This is a genomic window from Streptomyces sp. UW30 (assembly GCF_008042075.1).
Taxonomy (GTDB): Bacteria; Actinomycetota; Actinomycetes; order Streptomycetales; family Streptomycetaceae; genus Streptomyces.
The window spans coordinates 1-25,204 of the sequence record NZ_RDBN01000004.1; the positions used below are offsets into that span (position 1 = coordinate 1).

General features: G+C 69.4%; 16 protein-coding genes and 3 pseudogenes. 10 read left to right on the forward strand and 9 right to left on the reverse strand.

Annotated features, from left to right (window positions below):
• Window positions 1-38 precede the first annotated feature (38 nt).
• A pseudogene (locus EAO75_RS48450) lies at window positions 39-131 on the forward strand (hypothetical protein); the annotation flags it as partial.
• A 60-nt stretch (window positions 132-191) separates the two neighbouring features.
• Here the strand turns inward: EAO75_RS48450 and EAO75_RS01505 are convergent.
• Window positions 192-1,226, reverse strand: a pseudogene (locus EAO75_RS01505) (hypothetical protein); the annotation flags it as partial.
• Window positions 1,227-1,643: 417 nt separating this feature from the next.
• Here EAO75_RS01505 and EAO75_RS01510 point away from each other — a divergent pair.
• A complete protein-coding gene (locus tag EAO75_RS01510) occupies window positions 1,644-1,898 on the forward strand; it encodes a hypothetical protein (RefSeq protein WP_147993210.1) in 255 nt (84 codons plus the stop codon).
• A gap of 334 nt (window positions 1,899-2,232) precedes the next feature.
• Here EAO75_RS01510 and EAO75_RS01515 read toward each other — a convergent pair whose 3' ends face one another.
• The gene (locus EAO75_RS01515; protein WP_147993211.1) at window positions 2,233-2,949 is read right to left on the reverse strand and encodes a hypothetical protein; all 717 of its coding nucleotides are present in this window, start codon (window positions 2,947-2,949) and stop codon (window positions 2,233-2,235) included.
• A gap of 282 nt (window positions 2,950-3,231) precedes the next feature.
• On the opposite strand from EAO75_RS01515, the gene EAO75_RS01520 reads away from it, so the two are divergent.
• From EAO75_RS01520 to EAO75_RS01530, 3 genes and pseudogenes are all read left to right on the forward strand, one after another.
• Window positions 3,232-3,498, forward strand: a complete 267-nt coding sequence (locus EAO75_RS01520) for a hypothetical protein (RefSeq protein WP_147993212.1) — start codon at window positions 3,232-3,234, stop codon at window positions 3,496-3,498.
• 221 nt (window positions 3,499-3,719) lie between these two features.
• The gene (locus tag EAO75_RS01525; protein WP_147993213.1) at window positions 3,720-4,208 is read left to right on the forward strand and encodes a carboxymuconolactone decarboxylase family protein; all 489 of its coding nucleotides are present in this window, start codon (window positions 3,720-3,722) and stop codon (window positions 4,206-4,208) included.
• 407 nt (window positions 4,209-4,615) lie between these two features.
• A pseudogene (locus tag EAO75_RS01530) lies at window positions 4,616-5,563 on the forward strand (transposase); the annotation flags it as partial.
• An 8-nt stretch (window positions 5,564-5,571) separates the two neighbouring features.
• On the opposite strand, the gene EAO75_RS45535 reads toward EAO75_RS01530, so the two are convergent.
• Together EAO75_RS45535 and EAO75_RS01540 are read right to left on the reverse strand one after the other, a co-directional pair.
• Window positions 5,572-5,847: a hypothetical protein gene (locus EAO75_RS45535; RefSeq protein WP_187284261.1), complete on the reverse strand. Its 276-nt coding sequence runs from the start codon at window positions 5,845-5,847 to the stop codon at window positions 5,572-5,574.
• A gap of 54 nt (window positions 5,848-5,901) precedes the next feature.
• Window positions 5,902-11,856, reverse strand: a complete 5,955-nt coding sequence (locus EAO75_RS01540) for a type I polyketide synthase (RefSeq protein WP_410092152.1) — start codon at window positions 11,854-11,856, stop codon at window positions 5,902-5,904.
• A gap of 302 nt (window positions 11,857-12,158) precedes the next feature.
• Between EAO75_RS01540 and EAO75_RS01545 the strand changes: the two genes are divergently transcribed.
• Entirely contained in the window at window positions 12,159-12,566 is a 408-nt protein-coding gene (locus EAO75_RS01545; protein ID WP_147993214.1) for a YybH family protein, read from the forward strand.
• Between the two features lie 317 nt (window positions 12,567-12,883).
• On the opposite strand, the gene EAO75_RS01550 is transcribed toward EAO75_RS01545, so the two are convergent.
• Window positions 12,884-13,297: a YybH family protein gene (locus EAO75_RS01550; protein ID WP_147993215.1), complete on the reverse strand. Its 414-nt coding sequence runs from the start codon at window positions 13,295-13,297 to the stop codon at window positions 12,884-12,886.
• A 76-nt stretch (window positions 13,298-13,373) separates the two neighbouring features.
• On the reverse strand, window positions 13,374-13,922 hold the full coding sequence (locus EAO75_RS01555; protein ID WP_222723914.1) for a flavin reductase family protein: 549 nt from the start codon (window positions 13,920-13,922) through the stop codon (window positions 13,374-13,376).
• 179 nt (window positions 13,923-14,101) lie between these two features.
• On the opposite strand from EAO75_RS01555, the gene EAO75_RS01560 reads away from it, so the two are divergent.
• Window positions 14,102-15,706: an aspartate aminotransferase family protein gene (locus tag EAO75_RS01560; RefSeq protein WP_147993216.1), complete on the forward strand. Its 1,605-nt coding sequence runs from the start codon at window positions 14,102-14,104 to the stop codon at window positions 15,704-15,706.
• 291 nt (window positions 15,707-15,997) lie between these two features.
• Here EAO75_RS01560 and EAO75_RS01565 read toward each other — a convergent pair whose 3' ends face one another.
• Both EAO75_RS01565 and EAO75_RS01570 read right to left on the reverse strand, forming a co-directional pair.
• Window positions 15,998-16,879, reverse strand: a complete 882-nt coding sequence (locus EAO75_RS01565) for an NAD(P)-dependent oxidoreductase (RefSeq protein WP_147993217.1) — start codon at window positions 16,877-16,879, stop codon at window positions 15,998-16,000.
• 56 nt (window positions 16,880-16,935) lie between these two features.
• Complete coding sequence (locus tag EAO75_RS01570) at window positions 16,936-18,114, reverse strand: acyl-CoA dehydrogenase family protein (RefSeq protein WP_147993218.1); 1,179 nt, start codon at window positions 18,112-18,114, stop codon at window positions 16,936-16,938.
• Window positions 18,115-18,566: 452 nt separating this feature from the next.
• Between EAO75_RS01570 and EAO75_RS01575 the strand changes: the two genes are divergently transcribed.
• Together EAO75_RS01575 and EAO75_RS01580 are read left to right on the forward strand one after the other, a co-directional pair.
• Complete coding sequence (locus EAO75_RS01575) at window positions 18,567-19,994, forward strand: flavin monoamine oxidase family protein (RefSeq protein WP_187284262.1); 1,428 nt, start codon at window positions 18,567-18,569, stop codon at window positions 19,992-19,994.
• Window positions 19,995-20,747: 753 nt separating this feature from the next.
• Window positions 20,748-22,934: a BTAD domain-containing putative transcriptional regulator gene (locus EAO75_RS01580; RefSeq protein WP_187284263.1), complete on the forward strand. Its 2,187-nt coding sequence runs from the start codon at window positions 20,748-20,750 to the stop codon at window positions 22,932-22,934.
• A 108-nt stretch (window positions 22,935-23,042) separates the two neighbouring features.
• Here the strand turns inward: EAO75_RS01580 and EAO75_RS01585 are convergent, their stop codons facing one another.
• Window positions 23,043-24,203 carry a magnesium and cobalt transport protein CorA gene (locus EAO75_RS01585; protein WP_147993221.1) on the reverse strand — a complete coding sequence of 387 codons (1,161 nt, stop codon included), beginning with the start codon at window positions 24,201-24,203 and terminating at the stop codon, window positions 23,043-23,045.
• Between the two features lie 144 nt (window positions 24,204-24,347).
• On the opposite strand from EAO75_RS01585, the gene EAO75_RS01590 reads away from it, so the two are divergent.
• Window positions 24,348-25,204 (forward strand): winged helix DNA-binding domain-containing protein (locus EAO75_RS01590; protein WP_261989107.1); only part of this gene is annotated, 857 nt, incomplete at its 3' end.

Sequence of the window (25,204 nt, forward strand, 5' to 3'; positions counted from 1 at the left end):
CCTTCAGGGTGCCTCCGGAGGCTGGCTTCGTGGAGAAAGTGCTCGGCGACATCTCCGCGCGGGGGGGCAGGTTCGCGCACCAGGCGGGCGTCCTTCCCCTGCTGTCCCATGCCTTGCAGATGACCTGGCAGCGTGGCAGCGGCAGGGAGATGACGGTAGCGAACTACCAGGCGGTCGGCGGCGTCGAGGAAGTCCAGCCGCACTCCCAGAATCAGGATTCCGGCTGTGGGCGCCGCGGTCATCATGCGCAGCACGGCAAAGAACGCTTCGAGCGTCCGCTCGCTTCCCGGACCGTCCTCGGCGCTGACCAGCGCCCGCTCGAACTGGTCGATGATGACCACGACCCGGCCGTCCGCGTCCGGTGGTGGCTCCTCACCGGGGCCGGCATCAGGCCCTGCCATGACGATCTGCCGCATGAGAACCCCGACGGCCTGCGGCCCGCCGCGAAGCGCTGCGATGGTCTCTTCCACCTCTGCGTTCAGGCGGGCGGCCACGGCCCTGGCCAGACCGACCAAGGGGTCCGGCTCATCGCTCTCGCAGACCACACTCAGCACCGGCCAGCGGGAGCTGCCGCACAGCCGGTTCTCGCCCAGCGCGGGAACAACTCCGGCGTTGAGCAGGGAAGACTTGCCCGCTCCGGAGGCCCCGGTCAGCAGGAGGGCGCCCCCTCCCGCCTCTATCGCGACGAGCTCGTCCAGCACGCGCCCGATGCTCGCATCCCGCCCGTAGAAGACTTGTGCGTACTCGGTGCCGTAGCTCTTCAGGCCACGGTAGGGCTCGGTGATGAGCGGGGACGGACGCGGGCGCGACCGTAACTCGCGAGCGCTCTCCAGCCACCCATCCAGATCGTCCTGGCTGGTCACCCCCAGAGCCTTGAGCACATGCACGAACGCTGGCTCGTTACGCTCCCCTACAATGCCGCCCTTTTCCCAGTGCTCGATCGTTGAATGAGCAATGTGATGGACTTCATCGCATTTTCTCGCCAGTTTGCGCAGGGAGATATTGGCGTGCCTGCGCAGATTCCGCAGGGCCTTGCCGAAAGAGTAATGATCTTGAAGTTCCTCGAGGGAGGGAAACATCGGTATCTGCGGCGGGAGTTCGCTCACGGGTCTCCTCGTTGAGCACCACAAGGTAATCGGCTCGACGATACTGCGTGAGGCGCCCTGCTCGCACCGTGTACGCGTCCGATGTCCGTCCGATCCGGCGTTGTTGCTGGTGAACACCATGTGATGTGTCCCTTCTCGCGGACATCCCGTCTGTGGCGGAAGAGGAGTCAGTAAGTCGGCGCTGGTTGATCCTGCGGCGCGCAAAAGACGATCTTCAAAGCAGTGTCAGATGTAGAACAATGTTCGCCTCTGGCCCGCCGCTTCTACCCGTACGGTCCGCGGGAACGATTCTTCAGCCGTATGGACTGCAGTGCAGCGGCCGTTGACACTGTCCAATCGTTGTCGTGTCAGAGCCGGGCCGAAGAATCAGCTGTCCGATCCCGGCCAGCAGTGCTCTTTGGACAGCATTTTCCTTCCTGGGAGCCTGCCGCCGTGAATACGGTGACCAGGTCCACACATGCACGATGCGTCACCGGAATCAACAGATAATCCGCCGCGGCGCAACGACCGTCGTCCGATCCCTACCAGGAGGATCACGTGCCCACCTTGTCTCCGGCACCGGTCAACTCCGGTGCCGCCCGCCCCACACCGCGCCCTGCTCCCCTCACCTGGCCCCAAGTGGCCAAAACCCTCGGCGTGCTGGTCTTCACCGGCTGGATGCTCACTCACGGGTACAACTGGTACCTGACCCTGGCGATCACCTTTGGCGCCGTCACGATCGCCTCCGGACTGTCCAGCGTCCCGCATGCCATTGCCCGCGTCGCACGCGCACTCCACACGGATCCGCAATGACTGACAGCAAACACCCGTGCTGAGCTGCTCAGTTGAGTACTGCTCAGTACCAGCTCTGAAGCCTCTTGCGAAGGTCCCACAGACCCTTCGCACCGCGGGCGAGTCGCCTCGCGACCCGCTGTGGGGCCGTGAAACGGAACACTCGCGGAGACGGCCGGGCGGGCAGCAGCCAAAACACGTGCGCGCCTTCTCCGGCCGGCCGAAAGCGCCCGGCCCAGAGTCGGGTGCTCCTCGCGTCACGAGCCCCAAGCGCCGTTGTCTCGGCGCACAGGTGACTTCGCCGCAGCCCAGCTAGCTGGTTGGACGGGACTGTCCGTTGTCGCATCGTGGGCGGCTAATTCGTGGCGGACGGCTCGGTACCGTCCTTGCGCTCTTGGGCTGTGGGGGTCTGACGGTTGCTGCTGCCGCGATCGTGGCCAGGCGCGATATGCGCTTCTGGTGGCGGCTCGTTGAGAAGGCTCTGCAGCAGGCGCTCGTGTCGGAAAAGGTACGCGGGCCCTACCTGGAACAGGATTCCGCGGCAGGACGCGTCATCGAGGAAGTCCAGCACCCGCCAGGGCAGTCGACCCGTGAGCGCGAAGTACGGGCGCGTCACGAGGCCGAACCTGCCGTAAGCGGTGGAGACGACCGCGAGCGCCAGGCGCAGGGGTGCTGCGAAAGCGGCAAGCATCAGGCCCACTCGCGCGTAGTCGAGGACCCACGTGAAGATCCCGCCCAGGCTGATCGCGGTCGACAGGAGCACGATGGCCGACGTCAGGAACAGACTGTGCCGGCTTGCTGCGAATGACGCAGGCGTACTCGGTAGCGTGTCGAGCCTTTGCGGAGCCTCCATGAACCAGCGCAGTGCAGCGGCGCTGGCGAAGGCGAACACCACAGCGAACGCCTTCAGCGCCTGTAGCGTTCGGCCGCGGAACCTCAGCCGGATACGCACCGGAACCGGCAGGGCCTTGTCCCGTACGGCCTGGACCACCTGCTGCCCACCTTCGACGTCCGGTAGGTCGATGACCCGAGCAAGCCCGGTCGCGGCCGTTTGATGATCGCCGTCCGTCACGGTCCATCTGTCCGCACGGCGTCCTGGTCAACGAGGGCCTGAGCTCCCCGCGCCGCTGGTGCGGGTTGGTCGGGGGACATCCCCATCACGGATCATCCCGTGGGCTTTCGGCTTGCGTGACTGGTCGTCCCGGAGCGTTGGCTCTCGTGGTTTGGGCGCGGAGTCGGGCGGCGGGCTGTGTCGCTGCGACGCGTTTTCCGGCACACGCGGTGCCTCGGGCCCGGCCGGGTGCGCCGTGGCGGTCCTGCTGCAAGCCCCGGTACTCGTGACGGGGGCGGGGGCGTGCTGCAGATGGCTGGCGGGCGCGACGGTCTCATCGTCGTTGTTCGGCAGCCGGATGTGCCCGGGCTCGTCCTGGAGAAGGTCGACGACGGTGTCGTCGTGCACTACCGGGTGACTGGTGGCCTCGATCTGGGCCAGGGTCTGGTCGAGGGTCGCGGACACGCCGCGAGCCCGCTTCCGGACGCCGGAGTGGTGGGTCTCGTACGACGTCTTGTCGGTCTCGTCGATTGCGACGTTCGGGATCATCACCGGCGTGCCGCGGGGTGAACAGTCGCTGCCACGGAGTTGTGTCGAACCCCATGTGGTGCGCCAGATCATTCGTCTTCAGTGCCACTGTCCGCACGCCGTGGCGGGTTGGGTGAACCGGGCCTGCATCGGACGCAGTTCGTTGGCCGGATTCAGGAAGTGGGTGCGGGCTGTCACATCTGCGTGTGCCGGTCCGTCAGTGCTGTGAAGACGCCAACCAGGCCGAAGTGAAGGAAGCAGCCATGACGAACAGCTCCATCTCCCGGATGCCCAACCCGGCCGAGTTCGTGCCCGAGTTGAACGACATCAGCGCCGCCCTCTTCCGGGCTACGGGCAACCGTTCGGTGCCGCGCGCCACGATGAGTCTCGTCCACTTGCGTGCCGGGCAAATTGTCGGCAACACCTACCTGACGATCCTGAACACCGGCTTCCTGCGTAAGGCCGGGGAGTCCGAGGAGCGCATCACCGCCGTCTCCTCCTGGCAGGYCGCCCCGTACTTCACCGACGCCGAGCGCGCCGCCCTCGCCTTGGTGGAGGCCACACTGCAGCCCGCCCCGCACGGCAGGGAGCGTGTCTCCGACGAGTTGTACGCCGAGGTGGCGAGGCACTACGACGAGAAGGCGCTGGCCACCCTGACGATCGCGATCGGCCAGATCAACTTCTTCATCGCCCTGGCCGTCATCGGCAAGCCGCAGCCGGTCGGCTCCCTCGCGGACGAGCAGTGGGACTGACCTGCCCGTCAGCGGGATCGCCCATTTCGGCGACGTGTGGCCACAGGGTCGTCGATCAACACATACAGTGCCGCCGGAAGGGCGTTCAGGSTGGCAGTCACACACGAGCCAACGGATGCCCTTTATGGCTGCGGCCGGCGCAGACAACGGAGTCAGCTGTCGCTGATGCAGTCAGCCGCATCAGCATGGCCTTCACTTCCGGCCTGCACCATCATCCGCCGAGCTGAACCCGATGCCAGCACAACCCCGCCGCACTGTGCACGCCTGCGGTGGACAGTGCGGCACCCCGCGTTGGGGATCGGGTTTCTCATGCGACCCCAGGCCGTGAGCACACCATCCGCACGTCCCCGCGAGCTTCGCCCGCACCCACTCGTGTGCCCCGCCCAAACCGGCCGAACGAGCCGTTCGTTTGGCTGGGGCCGGCCGACGACGTCCCCGAGGTCACTGCCGCCCAGGTCCGCCGGGTGGTCACCGACCTCGTCGAGATGGGGCGTTGGAAGGTGGGTGACCGCGACATCCTGGTTGTCTTGGATGCCGGACACGACGCTCCGTGCTTGGCCCATCTCCTGGCCGGACTACCGGTGGAGGTCATGGGGCAGATGCGCAAGCCGGTTCCGGTCCGTGGATCTCTCCGCCACAGGGAGGAGACCCGGCCGAAGCATGGCAAGGAGTTCCGCTTCGCCAAGCCTGATTCCTGGGGCGATCCGGATGCGGAGACCGTGCAGGTCACGGACCGCTATGGCACCGCTCGCACGGTGGCCTGGGGCCGCATTCACCCGAGGCTGACTACGCGCTCGGCCTGGATCGACCACCGGCGAACTCCCGGTCATCGAAGGCACGTTGATCCGTCTGGAGGTCGACCGTCTGCCCGGCGGTCAGGATCCACTGCCGGTCTGGCTGTGGTCGTCGGCGACCGGCCTGTCGGGTGAGGACGTCGATCTGCGCCGGCAGGCGTTCTTGCGCAGGTTTGATCTGGAGCACACCTTCCGGATGATCAAGCAGACGCTGGGCTGGACCCGCCCGAACCTCCGCACCCCCGCGGCGGCAGACCGGTGGACCTGGCTGATCATCGCCGCCCACACCCGACTGCGCCTCGCCCGGCCCCTGGTCGCCGACCTTCGCCGTCCGTGGGAGAAGCCGGCGGACCCAGGCCGACTCACCCCGGCCCGGGTCTGCCGGGGGTTGTGGAACCTCCGCCCGAACCTGCCCTCCCGGCCCGTGTGCCAAAACCCAACCGGCCGGGTCCCGGCAGGCCGCTCGGCTCGAAGAACCGGCGCCCCGCCACCCGCTACGACGTCGGCAAGACCATTAGACGCACCGAAACCATCACCGAACGCGACCAGTTCAGACGCTGAACACGGCTTCAGAAGGGAACGACCAGCCCAGCTTCTCGCAACCCGAGCAATGCCCTGCCCATGCACTCGGCAGCCGAGGCCCCATCGGCCCGAATCCCACCACCCAGGGGCCCACCAGAGGCTGCGAATGTCCACGCCGACTGACCGTCACGCATCCGCTCCGCGTCGACCCGGATCATTGCACCTACACCCTGCTCGCCGAGCCATTCCAGGATGAGCATCGTCGCGTCCTCGACGCCGCTGTCCAGATCCACCTTGGGCCGTCGCCCCATTCCCTTGGCCATGGCCTCAACCCTACTCAGGGGCTGCATTGGCCTTGTCGCACGCTTTCGGGCGGCTCAGACCTTAAAAGACAAGCTCAGGGCTGTCGTGGCAGGTGGAGCGGTTCGCCGGTGGGCGCGTGGTTCCAGGGGGGAGAAGGGCCGGGTTCGTGTCGAGATTGTGCCGCGGTCTCCGGGCGGGAGAGTTGGGAGGGCGCTGTGGCTGATGCCTCGATCGAGACGATAGTCTCCGGCCGCTGCCTGGAGGCGAGGGTCAGCGGCGGGGCGATTGTAATGTCTTGGTGGTCTTGTGGGTGTGTGGGTCATGGACGTGCGGCGGTCGGGTCGGCTCAGGTGAGGAGTTTCGCGAGCTGGGCCATCTCGGTGGGTGGGTCGATCACTGGCTGGATGAGGAGTTCGTCGACGCCGGCCTGTTCCAGGGTGGTGATGCGGGTGAGGAGGTCGTCGCGGGTGCCGACCAGGGCCAGGGTGTTCATCAGCGAGGGCAGAACCAGGTCCCGGTCCTGCGGTGCGATGCGTCCGAGGTGGTTGGGGTAGAGCTTGGTGTGCCGGTCCGGCGTCGGTGAAGCGGACGGTGCCGCGGATTTGGTCGGTCCAGTAGTGGGGTGAGGTGAGTTGTTCGGTGGTGGCGGGTTGGCCGGTGAGGGTGGAGATGAGGGGGATGCGGGGCGGGTGGTAGGTGAGGGTGGCGGCGGTGTCGTGGAAGGCGTTGAGGATGCCGTCCATGTGGGGGGAGTGGAAGGCGTGGGAGACGGTGAGGCGGTGGGTGCGGCGGCCTGCCGTCTTCCACTGCTGGGCGATTTCYTCGACGTGGTGGGTGTCGCCGGAGATGACKACTGAGGTGGTGGCGTTGATGGCGGCGATGGACACGGACGTTTCGTGTCCGGTGAGGGAGGCGGTGATYTCGTCTTCGGTGCCTTCGATRGCGATCATGGCGCCGCCGGGGGGTGCGGACTGCATGAGSYGTCCGCGGGCTGCGACGAGTTTGGCTGCGTCTTSGAGGGAGAGGACGCCGGCGATGTGGGCGGCGGTGAGTTCGCCGATGGAGTGACCCGCGAGCAGGTCGGGCCGCGTTCCGTGGTGCGCCAGCAGGTGGGAGAGGGCCACCTCGACGGCGAACAGGGCGGGTTGGGTGTACTGGGTCTGGTCGATCAGTGCGGCGTCGTCTGTTTCCTGGGCGAACAGGACGTTGCGCAGGGGCACGTCGAGCAGTCCGTCAAAAGCCGTGAAGACCTCGTCGAGGGCGGCGGCGAACACGGGGTGAGATGCGTACAGTTCGCGGCCCATGCCGATGCGCTGGGCGCCTTGGCCGGTGAACAGGAAGGCGGTTCGGCGTCCTGTCGTCGCTTCGCCTGTGATCACGTTCGCCGAGTCGGTTCCCTCGGCGAGGGCGGTCAGGCCCTGGATGAGGTCCTCGGTGCCGGACGCGAGAACGACGGCGCGGTGCTCCAAGGCGGCGCGGGTCGTCGCCAGCGAGAAACCCAGGTCCGCGGGTGCGGCCTCGGTGTTCGTCGCGTACCCGGCAAGCCGCGCGGCCTGCGCGCGGAGCGCGCCCCGGTCGCGGGCCGAGAGCACGAACGGCGCGGGGCCGGCCGGAATGACTCCGTCCGGAGCGGATGAGGCGTCGGTGGGCGCGGCCGCGGCCTGCGGGGGCTCCTCGACTATGACGTGGGCGTTGGTGCCGCTGATGCCGAAGGAGGAGACGCCCGCACGGCGCGGCCGTCCCTCGGTCTCGGGCCAGTCGCGGGCCTCGGTCAGCAGCGCGACGGTGCCCTCGGACCAGTCGACATGGCTGCTCGGCCGGTCCGCGTGCAGCGTCCTGGGCAGCACACCGTGCCGCATCGCCTGGACCATCTTGATGATGCCGCCGACACCGGCCGCCGCCTGCGCGTGACCGATGTTGGACTTCAGCGAGCCGAGGTGCAGGGGACGGTCGGAGTCGCGTCCCGAGCCGTAGGCGGCCTGGAGGGCCTCCGCCTCGATGGGGTCACCGAGGCGGGTGCCGGTGCCGTGTGCCTCGACGGCGTCCACGTCCGCCGCGCTCAGTCCGGAGTCGGCCAGCGCCTGCCGGATGACGCGCTGCTGGGACGGGCCGTTGGGCGCCGTCAGTCCGTTGCTGGCGCCGTCCTGGTTGACGGCGGAGCCGCGGATCACACCGAGGACCTGATGCCCGTTGCGCCGTGCGTCGGACAGACGCTCCACCAGGAGCAGGCCGACGCCCTCGGACCAGCCGGTGCCGTCCGCGGCGTCGGAGAACGGCTTGCAGCGGCCGTCGGGTGCCAGACCGCGCTGGCGGGAGAACTCGACGAACATGCCCGGCGAGGACATGACGGTCACGCCGCCCGCGAGCGCGAGGTCGGTCTCGCCCGCACGCAGGGAGCGGACGGCCTGGTGGAGGGCGACCAGCGACGAGGAGCAGGCCGTGTCGACCGTGACGGCCGGGCCCACCAGGCCGAGCTGGTAGGCGATCCGGCCGGACATCACGCTCGCGGTGGTGCCGGTCAGCACGCTGCCCTGGACCGCTTCGGGGGCGTCGTCCATGCGCGGCCCGTACTCCAGGCCGGTCGCGCCGACGAAGACACCGGTGCGGGTGCCGCGCAGCCGGGTGGGGTCGATGCCCGCGCGCTCGACGCTCTCCCACGCGGTCTCCAGGAGCAGGCGCTGCTGCGGGTCCATCGCCAGGGCCTCGCGGGGCGAGATCCCGAAGAACGCGGCGTCGAACCCGCCCGCGTCGTACAGGAATCCGCCGTGGCGCACCGCGCTGTGGCCGGGCCGGTCGGGATCGGGGTCGTACAGGTCCTGCGGCCAGCCGCGGTCCGACGGGAACTCGCCGATGGCGTCCTCGCCCGCGGCGACCAGGCGCCACAGGTCCTCCGGCGAGCTCACGCCGCCCGGGAACCGGCAGGCCATGCCGACGATGGCGATGGCCTCGCCCTCGGCGGACGGGGCGGCCGTCCCCTCGATCCGGGCGGTCGCGCCCAGCAGTTCGGACTTGAGGAACCCGGCGAGTTCGCGCGGGCTCGGGTGGTCGAAGAGCAGGCCCGCGGGGAGCTTCAGGCCGGTGGCCCGGGCGAGCGCGCCGCGCAGTTCGGTGGCCATCAGGGAGCTGAAGCCCAGCTCCCGGAACGGGGTGTGCTCAGGCACCCGCTGTCCCGGCTCGTACTCCAGGACCGTCGCGACATGGGCGTGGAGCAGGTCGTCGACGGCGCTCTCGCGTTCCGCCTCGCCGAGCGCGGCCAGGCGGCGGCCCAGCTCACCGCGCGGAGTCGCCGTGGCGTCGGGCGCGGCCTCGGCGGCGGGCCCCGGCAGCGGCACGGCCGCCCTGCGCGCGCCGTCCAGCCAGAAGCGGGTGCGCTGGAAGGCGTACGTGGGCAACTCGACATGGCGCGCGGGCCGGTCGCCGTACAGCGCCGTCCAGTCGATCTCGGCGCCGCGGGCGAACGCGGTGGCCAACGCGGTCAGCGCGGTCTGCGCCTCGGACCGGCCGGCGCGCAGCAGCGGAACGGCGGCGACCGCCTCGGCGTCCAGGACGCATTCCTCGGTCAGCGCGGACAGCACACCCTCGGGGCCCAGCTCCAGGAAGGTGCTCACGCCGGCGCTTTCCAGGGCGCGGACGGCGTCCAGGAAACGCACCGGGCGGCGGACCTGCTCCACCCAGTAGTCGGGCGAGGAGAACTGACCGGCGGTGACCGGCTCGCCGGTCACGGTGGACACCACCGTGAGCACCGGCTCGGCGTAGTCGAGGGAGGCCGCGACCGCGCGGAACTCCTCCAGCATCGCGTCCATGTGCGGGGAGTGGAAGGCGTGCGAGACGGTCAGGCGCTTGGTCCGGTGCCCGGCGGCCCGCAGCGCGTCCGCGACCTCGGTGGCCGCGTCCACGTCACCCGACAGCACCAGGGCGTTGGGCCCGTTGACCGCGGCGACGGCGAGCACGTCCTCGCGCCCCACGAGCAGCGGCAGCACCTCGGCCTCGGTGGCCTGTACGGCGATCATCGCGCCGCCGGTGGGCAGCGCCTGCATCAGCCGGGCGCGGGCGGCGACCAGCTTCGCGGCGTCGGCGAGGGAGAGCACACCCGCGACGTGGGCGGCGGCCAGCTCGCCGACGGAGTGGCCGGCGAGCCGGTCGGGACGCAGCCCCCAGCTCTCCAGGAGACGGAACAGGGCGACCTCGACCGCGAACAGCGCCGGCTGGGTGGCGCCCGTCTGGTTCAGCGCCTCGTCGTCCGCGACGATCTCGGCGAGCGGGCGCCCGAGCAGCGGGTCGAGATGGTCGGCGACCTCGTCGAAGGCGGCGGCGTAGGCGGGGAAGGTGTCGTACAGCTCCTGGCCCATGCCGGTGCGCTGGGCGCCCTGACCGGTGAAGAGGAACGCCGGACCGCCCGGCCGTACCGTGCCGGAGACGACGGAGGCGGCGGGGACCCCGCCGGCGACCGCGTCCAGACCGGCGAGCAGCGTCTCGCGGTCGTCCGCGACGACGACCGCCCGGTGGCCCAGTAGGGACCGCGTGGTGGCGAGCGCCCGCCCGACGTCCTGAGCCGGCCGCCCGGGGTGGTCCGCGAGGAAGGCGCGCAGCGTGGCGGCCTGGGCGCGCAGGGCGTCCTCGTCGTGGCCGGTGACGACCCACGGCGTCAGGGCGGGAGCCTGCGCGGGCTTCCCGTCGGTGGGTGCGGCGGGCGCGGTGGGTGCGGTGGGTGCCTCGCCGAGCACGACGTGGGCGTTGGTGCCGCCCATGCCGAAGGAGCTGACGCCCGCGACCAGCCGGCGGTCCTCGTCGGGCCACCCCGTCAGCTCACGCTGTACGGCCAGGCCCAGCGCGTCCAGGTCGATCCGCGGGTTCGGCGTCTCGAAGTTCAGGCTGGCCGGGAGCTGCCGGTGGTGCAGGCTCAGCAGCGTCTTGATGAGCCCGGCGATGCCCGCGGCGCCTTCGAGGTGGCCGATGTTGGTCTTCACCGAGCCGACGTTCAGCGGGCCCCGGTCCGCGCGTCCGGTGCCGAGCGCGGCGCCGAGCGCGGCGGCCTCCAGCGGGTCGCCGACCGGCGTGCCGGTGCCGTGCAGTTCGACGTACTGCACCTCGTCCGGGGTGACCGCGGCGCGCTCGTACGCCTCGCGCAGCACGGCCTCCTGCGCCTGCGCGCTCGGCACGGTGAGCCCGTCGGTTGCGCCGTCGTTGTTCACGGCGCTGGAGAGGATGACGCCGTAGACGCGGTCCCCGTCGGCCTGCGCCCGGCTCAGGGGCTTCAGGAAGACAGCGCCGCCGCCCTCGCCGGGCACGAAACCGTTGGCGCGGGCGTCGAAGGTGTAGGTGGTCCCGTCGGGCGACAGCGCTCCGAAGCGGGACTCGGTGACGACGTTCTCGGCGAGCAGGTTCAGATTGACGCCGGCGACGAGGGCGCCGTCCGACTCACCGGCGCGCATGCTCTCGCACGCCAGGTGGACGGCGACCAGGGAGGAGGACTGGGCGGAGTCCACGATCATGCTCGGGCCGTGCAGACCCAGGTGGTACGAGACGCGGCCCGCGATCACACCCCGGTTGACGCCCGTCATGGTGTGCTGCGTGACGGCCTCGGCACCGTGCTGGTACAGCAGGCTGGTGTAGTCGTCGCGCAGGGTGCCGACGATGACGGCGGTCCTGCTGCCGCGCAGGGTGGCCGGGACGACGCCGGCGTCCTCCAGCGCCTCCCAGGTCAGCTCCAGCACCAACCGCTGCTGCGGGTCCATCGCCACCGCCTCGCGCGGGGAGATGCCGAAGAACGGGGCGTCGAAGTCGGCGACGGCCTCCAGGAACCCGCCCCGGCCGGCGCCGAGTGAGCCGCCGTCCGGACCCCAACGTCCCTCCGGCACAGCGGTGATCGCGTTCTCGCCGCGCGTGAGCATGTCCCAGAACGCGGCCGGACCGCCGGCCCCAGGGAGTCGGCACGACATGCCCACAACGGCGATCGGCTCGGCCCGGCTGCCGCTCGCACCGCGCTGCCCGGCGGTTTCTCCATGGATGTCGTGCTCGCTCGTCGTCACTTTCAGCTGCCCTTTCCCTGCTGCGTGGCGCATTGGTCAAAGACTTCGGTCCACGTATTCGGAGCCCGGACGGCTCTGCTGGACCCCTGTTCGACTCTAAGGAGGGCGGGTTTGCGAACACCCAACGCGTGATCACGGCACGGTAATCAGAGCGCTCTCATCGCAATGCCGGACGGGGTGTTACTCCGCGATGAGTCGCCGGTTCCGGCGTACGGATAGCTTTTCCGCTGTAGCTCAACCCTCGCCGTGCATTTCATCCACACGCACACGCACCTTTATCACACGTACCGGAGGAGAGAAGAATGCCGAACGCTGCGGCCGTCGCACTTCCCAAGGAGCTCGAGGAGCACCTTGAAAGCTATGTTGCGGCCTTCAACTCGGGTGACGCGGAGAGCGTCGACTCCCACTACACGGACGCGGGCATCATCGTGTGGGAGAAGGGGAACCCGGTGAGCGGCAAGGAACGCGGGGCCGCCATCAAGGAGTTCCTCGACCTCACGCAGCCGCGCATCGAGACCGACGTCCGCGAGGCCTACGTCACCGGGGACACGGCCCTGCTGGTCGTGGACTGGACGATGGAGGTCAACGCGGAAGACGGCGCGGGCCGCGAGAGCCTCCGCGGCGTCGGCCTGGACGTGCTGCGCAAGCAGGCGAACGGCACGTGGCTGTACGCCGTCGACGACCCCTTCGGCGAGGAGCCCCGCGACTGACCCGAGGGACGACCCCACGAGCCGGCCCACACCGGCCCGGATGACGCAGAGAGCCGCATGACCCGGAGTGCCCCGGGTCATGCGGCTCTCTGCGTCACGGACACCCCGCGAACGAGATGCCGCGAAGGGCTCAGCGAGACTTGGGCATCACGGACTCACGGGCAGACGCCCTTGCGGCCCCGCAGACCGCTCACCTGAACCCCCACGCCCACCCACCACCCGCGTCACCCCACCGACAAGGCCGGGCCGCGCCCCGTCGTCGGGGGCGGCCCGGCCTCTTGGCGGCTTTGGTTCGCCGCCGGTTACCGCGTGAGGAGTCAGGCGGTGAGGTCGGCGACCGGGCGGTCGACCGCCATCATCCACTTGCCGTCCTCGAGACGCCGGATGACGTCCGTGCAGGTGCCCTTTATCTGGACCAGTTCGCCGTCCTCGCCGGGCAGACCCAGCTCGAAGTCCACGACGATCAGCGTGACGTCGTCGGCGGTGTAGGAGTGCTTGACGACGGACTTCAGGGTCGGGCCCTGCGCCAGCAGGTCGATGATGCCCTTGGTGCGGGCCTCACCGGTCAGCGGGCCGCCCGTCAGGTTGGAGATGGCGTCGGGGCGGTACAGGTTGTCGAAGGCGGCACCGTTGCCCGAGTTGAAGATCTTCAGGAAGACCTCGTTCTGGATCTCCGGGTCGTCGGTGAGTTCGAGGCTGAACAGGTCGACGTCGGTCGTCGAGGTGGTCATGGACTGCTCCTTCATTCTGGGTCGTCATGGACGACTGGTCTGGTGCGTCCGCGCGCCGACCGGGCGCGCGGAGTCTTCATGCGGCGCGTGGCACGCTGCCGAACTTCCCGTCGAAGAACGTCAGAGCCTGTTCGCCGTCGCCTCGCCGGCAGTCCAGCACCCTCCCGACGAAGATCGTGTGGTCGCCGGAGACGTGCGCGTCGATCACATCGCATTCCAGCCAGGCGAGCGCGTCGGCCAGAAGCGGGGCACCCGTGTGCGCGCCCGGCGTCCACTTGACGTCCTCGAACTGCGCGAGGCCGAGAGTGCGCTTCTTGTCCGCGAAATGACGGGCGAGCGGTTCTTGTCCGGCGCCCAGGATGTTCACGCCGAAATGCCCGCCCCCCGTCAATTCCTCGAACATGACCGCACTGTGAGCAATGCACACAAGGACGGTCGGCGGGGTGAGCGACACGGAACTGAAGGCGTTGGCGGTCATGGCGTGAATGTGCTCGCCACCCACCGTGAGCACGGTGACGCCGGTGGCGAACTGCGACATCACATCCCGCAGCGAAGCGGCTTCGACAGACGTGCGCAGCCCCGTCCGCGAGACTGTGGGATCAAGCTCTGCGGATGCAGGAGTCATTTCCCCCTCTTTGGATTCGGGTTCGCTGGCCCCTACGCAACGAAGGGCTGGACAGAGAAGCTATCCGTTCAGCGCATTCCCGCGTTCAATCGCCAAGTAATCGAGGGTTCGTACGGTGCGAAATGCCCCGATGACCACGCCGTGACCACGCACTGGTGCGGGTTCGGCATGTTGGCTCCATGACCGATGTATCGCATCCCCACGCTGAAGAAACGCAGTTGGCCGAGCCGCACCTGGGTGCCGTACTGGCCTCCGCCGGCCTCGACGCGGAATATGTGCGGGCCGAGGGAAACTTGCTCTATCAGCGAGCCGAGGACGGGGGTGAGATCCCCGTCCTGGACTACGCGGGCGGATACGGCTCACTCCTTCTGGGCCACCACCACCCGACGCTCGTCGCGCACGCGAAGGAACTGCTCGACGCCGGTGTTCCGGTCCACTCGCAGTTCTCGCTGCACCCGGAAGCGGCCCGCCTGGCGCTCGCCCTGAGCGGGATCGTACGGCGGGAGAGCGGCTACGACGAGCCGTACTTCGCCATCTTCGCCAACACCGGCGCCGAGGCCAACGAGGCCGCGCTCAAGCACGCCGAGATGGACCGGGTCATCCGGCTCGGCGCGCTGCTGGCCACCATCGACGACGGCATCACCGCGGCGCGCGAGGCCGTGCGGGACGGCTCGGCGACGATACCCGCCGAGGTCTTCGAGCGTGCCGGTCTGGAGGCCCGCGACTCCGGCGTGGCCGCGCTGAACGAGCTCACCCATCACCTGGTCACCCGCAACGCGACCCAGGCCGGGCGCCCGCCGGTGCTCCTGACCCCCGAGGGCTCCTTCCACGGCAAGCTGGTCGGCACGGTCCAGCTCACGCACAACGAGGGCTACCGCAACCCGTTCAAGGCGCTGGCCGCGCAGGCCCGGTTCGTGCCGCTCGGCCAGCCCGGCATGCTGCGGAAGATCGCCGACGAGGAGCGCGCCACGCTGTTCGGTCTTGAGGTGGCCGACGGCCTGGTCCGGCTGACCGAGCACGAGGCGCCCCTCATCTGCGCGTTCATCCTGGAGCCGATTCAGGGCGAGGGCGGTATCCGTGAGGTGCCGCGGGAGTTCGTCCAGGAGGTCCACGAGGTCTGCGCGGAGGTCGGCGCGCCGGTCATCGTGGACGAGATCCAGAGCGGAATGGGTCGTACCGGTGACTTCCTGGCCGGTACCCGCCTCGGCCTGCGCGGTGACTACTACACCCTCGCCAAGAGCCTGGGCGGCGGCCTCGCCAAGATCTCGGTGCTGCTGGTCCGTGCCTCGCGCTACCAGGGCCAGTTCGAGCTGATCCACAGCTCGACCTTCGCCAAGGACGGCTTCTCCAACCGCATTGCCCTGAAGGTCCTGGAGCTTTTGGAGGCGGACGGCGGCGCCGCGTACCGCAAGGCCGCCGAGCTGGGCGACCGGCTGCTGGCGATGCTGGGCTCGGTGCGCGACGACTACCCCGACGTCGTCAAGGACGTCCGCGGCCGGGGCCTGTTCCTCGGGCTGGAGTTCCACGACCAGTCCGCCGCGCCGGCCGCCCCGGTCGCCGAGGCCGCCCGGTCCGGCCTGTTCGGCTACCTGGTCGCGGGACACCTGCTGCGGGGCCACCGGCTCCGCACCTTCCCCACCGCGAGCGCGCCCAACACGCTGCGCTTCGAGCCGTCCATCCTGCTGACGGACGACGAGATCACCTGGCTGGAGACGGCCCTGCGGGACACCTGCGACATCATCCAGGGCGGCTACCGGCGCCCGCTGGAGCTGCCCGGCGCTTAGCACGAGAGCGCGCGCAGGCCGGTGCCCGGGACGGGGAAGCCCGTCCCGGGCACCGGCCTGCGCGCACGTTCGGCGGATCTGGGCGGACCTTTCGCCCGCCGTGACCGTCGTTCGCTCGGAGATTCGTCCGCCGTGACGGACAGCATGGTGCACGGGCGGGCACCCCTCAGTCCCCACCCGTGCACCCTGCCGCCGGACCGGCCCAGTACGGGGGGACGGGCCCGCCCGGCGGAACAGCCGCCCGGGTGGGTGTGCGGTCGCACCCGGGCGGCCCGGTGGTGAAGCCGGCGGTCAGCCCTGCTTGAAGGCCTCGACCAGGCTGGCCAGGCTGTGGGTGCCGTGGCCCTGCGCGACGCGACGCTCGATCAGCGCCTGGATCGACGCGGAGAAGTCGCTGTTGATACCCAGCTGCTTGCTCGTGGCGACCAGGTGCTCGATGGCGGCCTTGTTGACGGCGAGGCTGGACACCTCGGTCTCGAAGCTGCTGGAGTCGATCTCCTGGGCGCTCGGCGGGATCGCCGGGGTGATGACGTGCTCGATCCAGGTCAGCGCGAACGGGGTGAACGCCTCCGCCGAGACACCGGCCGAGTTGACGAGCGCCACGGCGTGGAAGTACCCCGCGAGGCTCGACCACAGCAGCGACAGCAGACCGAGGTCGTAGACCAGCGGAACGCCGGCGTCCGTACCCAGGTACACATTGGTCCCGGCGAGCAGCTTCAGCAGCTCCTCGTGCTCGCCGAACAGCTCCTGCGAACCGGCGTAGAAGATCAGGGCCTGGGGCAGGCCGATCATCTGCGGGACGGCCATGATGGCGCCGTCCAGGTAGCGCACGCCGTTCTGCTCCGCCCAGGCCGCGAAGGCGCGGGCGTCGTCGGGGGTGCCCGAGGTGAGGTTGACGACGACCTTGCCCTTGAGCTCGGTGGCCGCGCCCTCCACGAGCTCGTTCAGTACCTCGTAGGTGGAGACGCACGCCACGACGACCGGGCTGGCCGCGATGGCCTCCTTGATGTCGGGCGCGAAGACGGCCCCCTGCTCGACCAGCGCGTCCGCCTTGCCGGCGGAACGGTTCCACACCGTGGTGGGGTTGCCGTTCTTCACGAAGGCGGCGGCCAGGGCGGCGCCCATCATGCCCAGACCGAGGACGGTCACCGGACCCTGGTTCGTGTTCGACATGTGACTTGCTCCTTAGGGTTGTTCGTTGAATCAGCGCCCCCGCGGGGACGGCGTCTTTAAAGGAAGAGGCTGTCGGGGTCGAGGCCGAGCAGCGTGCGGCCGTGCACCTCGAGACCCATGTTCGGGGCCATCAGACCGTGCCGGGCCAGGCCCTGCAGGTCCCGGTAGAAGCGCTGGAAGTGCGCCTTGCGGGACAGGGCGCCGGCGCCGCTGATGGAGTGGAGCGCCTGGAGGGCCTCCTGGGTGAGCAGGATCGCGACGCCGGCCTTGCCGCGAACCTCCGCCTTTTCGTCCCAGGTCGGCTGCTCGCCGGCGTCCGCGCGCTCCTGAAGGAGCGTCAGGTAGGTGTCGGCGAGCGCCTCCGCGGCCTCGATCTTGCCGTAGGCCAGCGCTATCTGAATCTGGGTCAGCGGGTGCTGCGCCTGGTCGGTCACGTTGCTGTACGCGAGCGGCTTGCCCTTGACCGTGGCGACGATCTCCTCGTACGCGGCGCGGGCCATGCCGATGTAGGCGGCGACCGACTCCGCGACGACGTAGCTGATCAGGCTGTAGTCACGGCCCTTGGAGCCGGTGACCGCGCCGCCGCCGGACGTGCCGAGCACGGCCTGCTCAAGGGTGACCACCCGGTGGGCGGGCACGAAGAGGTCCGTGGCACTGGAGGTCGAGCTGCCGGTGGCGATGGCTGCCGACACGTGCCAGTCGTCGGCGATCGTCAGGTCGTCCACCGGCACCATGGCGTAGACCTCTTCGACGGTGCCGTCGGCGTGCTCCAGCTCCGCGGCGAGCAGGTCCCAGTGGGCCCCGCGGACACCGGAGTTGAAGCGCCAGGCACCGTTGAGGACGTAGCCGCCCTCGGTGGGGACCATCTTCGCGGTCGGCGTGAACCCGCCGGAGATCCGGACCGAGCCGTCCTTGAAGATCTCCTCCTGGGCCTGGAGCGGGTAGAGGGTGGCCATCCAGGCGCTGGAGATCCAGGCCACGGCGACCCAGCCGGTGGACCCGCAGCCCCGGGAGATCTCGGTGAGGATCTCCACCTGCTCCTTCAGCGAGAGGTCCAGGCCCCCGAAGCGCTTCGGCACGGCGACCCGGAATACACCCGCCTTCTCCAGGAGTTCGATGTTCTCCTCGACGATCCAGCGTTGGTCCTCGGACGCCGGACCGTTCGCACGCAGGGTCGGAACGATTTCCCGTACGGCTTTAAGAATGTTCTCGGCTTCGGTCGACCTGACGGCCATTCCAGCTCCTCGGTCAGTTCGGCATGAGTGAAAGGCATGGGGCGCAGGCCGACGATGTGTCATGTGGAAACGCATAGAACCATGGACACGGAACCCGGTTCAATTTCGCCACCCATTGCCATTTCGGGACTCGGAAAAGCTAGCCGACCACCGGCCACCTGCCAGCCACCATCGAGTAATCGCTTCCGGCCATCCACAGCCATGTACGGCAGGTTACCGAATACGCGGCACAGGCTACCGAGAGGTGGTCTTCGGACGCCCACTGCCGGTCCACCGGAAGGTAACCGAGCTGTCTCGGCACGATTTTGCGAGCTCAAACGGACGATTATCGGCCAGTGGGAGAAACCGCATCGTTTTCGGCCATGCCGCCATTAGGGTCGACCCGCATTCAGTTGTCCACGGCAGCACCTCATTCCTGGACGACCGTCAACTTCATGCACAAGGGGAGTGGAATGAAAGAGACATCCGTCGGAAGGGCGCATGCCTCGCGCCGCGCGATACTCAAGGCCGGGGCCGCCGCGGGCCTGGTGGGGGCCGCCGGAGTCGCCTCGGCCGGAACCGCGTTCGCGGAGGCGGGCTCACGGAGCTACGACGTGATCGTCATCGGCGGTGGCTTCGCCGGTGTGACGGCCGCACGTGAGCTGAAGAAGAAGGGCAAGCGCGCCCTGATCCTGGAGGCCCGCAACCGCGTCGGTGGCCGGGCCTGGTCCAGCACCTTCTCGGGGGTGCCGGTCGAGTTCGGCGCCACCTGGATCCACCCCAGCCAGACCCTGATCTGGGGCGAGGTCCAGCGGCTGGGCATCGCCCGGGTCGACGACCCGAACCCCGACTACACGGTCTTCGCCACCGAGTCCGGCGGCTACGCCCGGCAGGACCTGGCCTTCCTGGAGCACCAGGACGCCCTGCTGCGCAGGTTCGTCGAGGGCGCGGAGCAGTACATGCCGCGCGCCTACGACCCGTTCAACCGCGCGGACCTGCTGGCCGACGTCGACAAGCTGACCCTCGGCGACAAGGCGCGCCAGCTGCGCCTGACGACGCTGGAGCAGAACTGGGTGAGCGCCACCACCGGCGCCTACGGCGGCGGGTTCGAGCGCGGCTCGCTCACCCAGCTCGCCCGCTGGTGGGCGCTGTGCGGCTACAACACCGAGACCTTCCACGGCATCAACGTCACCCGCCCCGTCGGCGGCTTGAGCGGCGTCATCACCAAGCTGCTCGCCGAGTCCGGTGTCCCGATCGTGTACAACGCGCCCGTCACGAAGGTCGCCGACAACGGCTCCCGCGTGCAGGTGACTGCCGGCGGCCAGGTGTACGACGCCGGGTCCGTGGTCGTGGCCGTGCCGGTCAACGTCTGGAACTCCATCAACTTCACCGCGGGCCTGCCGGCCGAGTTCGGGCGGCTGAGCACCGAGACCGTCGGGGTGCCGACGGCCAAGAAGATCCTCATCCAGGTCCAGGGTGACATCGGGCGTCCGCTGGTGAACGGCAAGAGCGGCGCGCCGCTCGACCTGGTCCTGGCGAACACCGACAAGTCGAGCCAGGGCACGGTGCTGGTCGCCTTCAGCGTCAACCCGAACCTGGACGCCAACAGCCTGTCCCAGGTCCAGAGCGCCATCAGCGAGGTGCTCCCGGGCACCAAGGTGCTCTCCGTCAAGGGTCACGACTGGGGCAAGGACCCCTACGCCAAGGGCGCCTGGACCTTCATGCGGCCGGGGCAGCTCCTGCGGTCCCTGCGCGCGGTTCGCCAGCCGCACGGGCGCCTCGTCTTCGCGGGCAGCGACATCGCCACGGGATGGGCCGGTTACGTGGACGGCGCCATCGAGTCGGGCACCCAGGCCGCCGCTGTCGCCGTGAACCTGAGCGGAGCCGCGGCCGTCGCGTAACTTCGTTCCCGGCAGGCCCTTCCACCGCCCGCCGTCGGCAAGGCTCAGCCTCTGCCCGACGGCGGGCGCGGTCGTTTCCGCCCCGGTTGCGTTTCCTGCAATTCCGGCACCGTCGCCAGCGTCGTTCTCTGGAATTTCCGCGCCGGTTCATTCTGGTTTCTCTTATTCCAGGAACCGGTACGGCTCAAGGAACAGAATGTCCGCGCTCTGTAATGATTTCGCCCTAGCCGTCGGGAGCCCGGGTCGCCCATCCTGGGACGGCCGACGATTTCCCTCGCGGCGTGATCAAATATCGACACCCGTGCTCGGATGTTGCGGTTTTGGTCCGATATCATCCCGTTTCACCTGATGTGGGTGCGGTGACACGCGGCCTCGCGGAGCGCGGCTTGGTCGGCGGTCCGGGCTGGTAGAACTGTCTCCGCCCCCTCGGGCGTGCCTTGGGTCGTCCGGTGCCCGATTGAACGATGTGTTAATTCGGCATAGAAAACGTTGCGGTATCGACGCAAACCGTTAGTAGCATTGGTTACGCTAATGACGTAGGGGGGGAACGTGCTCTGCGTCACACATCGAGCACTGGGGGGAACTATGTGGTTCAGGGTGTTGGGTCCGCTAGAGGTTGTCACGGGCGAACGGGTCATCCCTCTGGGTGGAAGTAAACAGCGCGCGACACTCGGGTACCTGCTTCTTCATCCCAATCAAACGATTCCCACCAGCAAACTGTTAGAGGCATTGTGGAGCGTCGAAGAGGCGCCGATGACCGCCCGCAAGATCCTGCAGAACGCGATCTGGGGCCTGCGGCGTGCTCTGCTTCCAAGTCAGGACGAGTCCCCTCCGGTGGCGCTGCGCACCCAGTCTCCCGGCTACTCGCTCGACGTCCCGCTCGACCACATCGATCTGCATCTCTTCCACCGCTGGGTGAAGGACGGGCGCTCCCGGCTGGAGGCCGGAGAGCCCGACGAGGCGGGCCGGCTGCTGAACGACGCCCTTGAACTGTGGCGCGGCCCGGCCCTTGTGGACGTGACCGAAGCCGGCCTGTCCTGGCCGGAGTTGTCCACCCTGGAGAGCACACGGCTGGACGTCCTGGAGGACTTCTTCGAAGCCCAGCTGGCCTGCGGACGCCATCAGGCCGTGCTCGGTGACCTGGAATCGCTGGTGGAGAACGAGCCGCTGCGCGAACGCGCCTGCGGCCAGCTGATGCGCGCCCTGTACCGATGCGGGCGCCAATCGGACGCCCTCGGTGTCTTCAGCCGCCTGCGCAACCTGCTGGTCGAGGACTTCGGCCTCGAACCGAGCAGGGAACTCCAGCAGCTCCAGCAGGCGATCCTCAACCACGACCCCGACCTCGCGCTGGTACTCGGTGGGGAGCACCCCCGTTCGAGGCCCGTGGCCTCCCTCACGGCGGAGGAGACCCCGCGCACCGAGGAGCACGTCCGGGCAGGCGGGTTCCCGGCCCTGACCCAGCCTCAGGCCCAGGGGGCGTGGCCCACCCCGCAGCGCGCGGCCGCGGCGCCCCTGCGCGCGGTCCCCCTCCTCGCATCGGCCCCGAAGGTCCTGTCCGCCGTCTACGCCACGACCCGGACCGCCGAGGCCCTGGCGCTCTCTCCCGGAGCCGGTCCGCTGGAGACCACGATGCCGGCGGACCCGGGCCCGGCCCGCCCCGCGGCGGTGACCGCCGCCGGATCCACCGCCTCGTCCGCGGTGCGCCGTCGGGCCAGCATCCTGGCCGTGCGGGCCGAACCCGACCCCGCCCCGGAGGACTGCGCCGAGGTCGACGCCTGGACGGACCGCATGAGCGGTCTCGTCCAACGCGAGATCGAGCAGCACGGCGGAGTGGTCATCTCCTCGCTGGGCGACGCCACCGTCGCCCTGTTCGCCGCCGAGGAGGACGACGAGGAGTATTCCCTGGGCGCGGTCCTGGCCGCCTACGGGCTGCGCGGAGTCCTGACCGCTGCGCCGCGGGAATCCGGCGACGGCGCGGCCGCGGGCGTGCGCACGAAGCTGCGGGTGTCCGTCGCCACCGGCGAGGTCCTCGTCAGCCAGTCCCTCGGCGCGAGTTCACCGCCCAAGGTCTTCGGCGCGAGGGTGATGAACGAGTCCGGGGCCCTGCTCGACCTGGCCCCCTCCGACCGGGTCCAGGTGTGCGACCGTACCCGCGAGGAGACCCAGGGGCACTTTTCTTACGCTGAGATCCCCGGCACCCCCGCACGCTGGCAGCTGCTGGGCCGGATCGAGCCTGCCCGGGGCGACGCGGGAGGGGACGAGGACGACTCCCACCTGCGCGAACTGGATCTGCTCCAGGGCGCGATGACCCACAGCAGCCGCTGGTCGCAACCACACCTGATCACCGTGCTCGGAAACGTCGAGGAGCGCCGCAGCCGGATGCTCCACGAGCTGGAGATCTTCGCCACCGAGACGCTGGACCGGGCACAGGTCCTGACCTGGAGCAGGGAAGAGGCCGCCGACTCGGGCCCCTTCGGCCTCCACCGGAGGATCATCTCCCAGTACTCCGGAGTGGTGGACTCCGATCCGCCCTGGGCCGTCCGCAGGAAGATCAGTGCCATAGTCGACCGCCTGGACGCCGCGAAGAGCTGTTCCAACTGGCTGGTCGCCCGGTGTACTTCCCTCTTCGAGACGGTCAACCGAACCACGGAGTGGCTGACCGCCCAGGAGTGGATGGACGTCTGGCGGTACTTCCTGGAGGCCGCCGCACAGGACGGTCCGCTGGTCCTGATCGTGGACGACCTGCACCTCGCGGACCAGCCCGGCAGGGAACTCGTCGGTCTTCTGGCCCGGCTCCCCGACATGATCCCGCTCACCGTCATCGTCGGCGCCACCCCGGAGCTCGTACGTCATCCCGACTGGTCCTCGGACCGGCGCCTTGCCACCATCGTGATGCTCGACCGGCCCGACGAGTCCGAACTCGCCTGCTCCACGGCGTGACATCGCAACCCCTGACCGCACACGTCCCCTCGGCGCATCGTCGGCCGAGGGGACGTGTGCGGTCCACTCGATGCCATCGGCACAAGAGCGGAGCGCGGTCCGAGGGGGCTAGAGCCAGCCCCGTCGCTTGAAGATCACGTACAGGCCGGCACAGATGACCCCCATCAGGCCGATCGCGAAGGGGTACCCGAAGCGCCAGCTCAGCTCCGGCATGTGCTGGAAGTTCATGCCGTAGATGGTGCCCACGAGGGTGGGGGCGAAGAGGATCGCCGCCCACGACGAGATGCGCTTGATCTCCTCGTTCTGCTCGAACCCCGCCTCCGCGAGCGCCCGCATCTCCGCGTTCTGCTGCTGCGTGACCCGGGTCGCGTTGACCGTGAGGATCTCGGTGAGGGCCTGGCGGAAGCCGTCGACGCGTTCGCTGGTGTGCGTGACATGGTCGGCCACGTCGCGCAGATAGCGCTGGAGTTCCTCGTCCGTGCCGTACTTGGAGAAGCCCGCCATGAGGCCGTGCAGCATGCCGACGAGCGGGCGGGTGGCGCGCTGGAACTCGACCATTTCGCGGGAGAGTTCGTAGATACGGCGGGAGACCTCGGGATCGCCGCGGAAGACCTCGGTCTCGATCTCGTCGATGTCGATCTGGACGCCCGCCACGACCGGCTCGTAGCCGTCGACGACCGCGTCCAGAATCGCGTAGAGCACCGCCTCCGGGCCGAGCTTGAGCAGCTCCGGCGTCTCCTCCATGCGCAGGCGCACCGCCGACAGATCGGGGGCCGCTCCATGGCGGACCGTGATCACGAAGTCGGGGCCGACGAACACGTGCAGCTCGCCGAAGTCGACCTCCTCGGGCGCGTCGAGATAGCGGGCCGCGCGCAGCACCACGAAGAGCGTGTCGCCGTAGCGCTCCAGCTTGGGCCGCTGATGGGCCTCCAGCGCGTCCTCGATGGAGAGCGGATGCAGATCGAACTCGGCGGCCAGGGACAGCAGCTCGTCCTCCGTGGGCCGGGCCAGGCCGATCCACGCCATGCCGGACGGCTGTTCGCGCAGTTCACGGAAGGTCTCGGCGAGGGTGGCGGGGGAGGACACCCGCACCCCGTCCCGGTACAGCGCCGCCTGCACGACGCTCACCGCCTCGGCCTGCTCCGGTGTCCCGGCGGGCTCCGAAGGCTCCGGGGGCGGCGGCTCCGGCGGCTGCGCAGGAGTGAGGGCTCGGCGCCAGCCGGACTTCATGGCCTTCTTCGCGGCGGGGCGGGGGCGTCGCTCGGACATTGCGGCTCCCTCCCGGTCAGGACGACGGGTGCGTGATCACCGAGCAGGATATACGGGGCGAATGACATGGGCGGGGCGAGCCGATCCAGGACCGGGGAGAGTTGCGGACAGAAGGTGTCCGCAAGCGTCGCTAGCGTGCCAGGCATGACGAAGCGGACCACGGCAGAGCCCGTCCTCAGTACCCGCGCCCTCAACCGCGCCACCCTCGACCGCCAGCTCCTGCTGCGCCGCTCGCCGATGTCCGCCCTGGCGGCCGTGGAGCATCTGGTCGGCCTCCAGGCGCAGGAGGTGAAGCCGCCGTACTACACGCTCGCCGCTCGCCTCGACGGCTTCACGCCCGAAGAGCTGTCCGGGCAGCTCGCCGACCGCTCGGCCGTACGGATCGTCACCATCCGCTCGACGATCCACCTGCACAGCGCCGGCGACGCCCTCACCCTGCGCCCGCTGGTGCAGCCCGCCCGGGACCGCGAGATCAACATCTTCCGCAAGGGCCTCGTCGGCGTCGACCTGGACCGGCTCGCCGTGATCGCCCGTGAGCTCGTCGAGGCAGAGCCCCGCACCATGAAGCAGCTGCGCGAGGCACTGAGCGCCGAGTGGCCGCAGGCCGACCCGCAGTCCCTGGCCGTCGCCGCCCGCTGCAAGCTGCCCCTCGTGCAGGTCACCCCGCGCGGACTGTGGGGCCGCGGCGCCCAGGTCGCCCTGACCAGCGTCGAGCACTGGCTGGAGCGCCCCGCCGAACCGGCCGCCTCGCCCGACGCGACGGTCCTGCGCTATCTGGCCGCCTTCGGGCCGGCCTCGGTCAAGGACATGCAGACCTGGTCCGGGCTGACCCGGATGCGCGCGGTCTTCGAACGCCTGCGCCCCGAGCTGCTCACCTTCCGCGACGAGGAACGGGCAGTAGAGCATGTTCGCGTGCCAGGTGCGGCCACGGTTCGCGGGCGGGATGACCCGGGTGCGGTCGGCGTGGGCGAGCAGCAGGTTGTCGAACTCCGGCAGGAAGC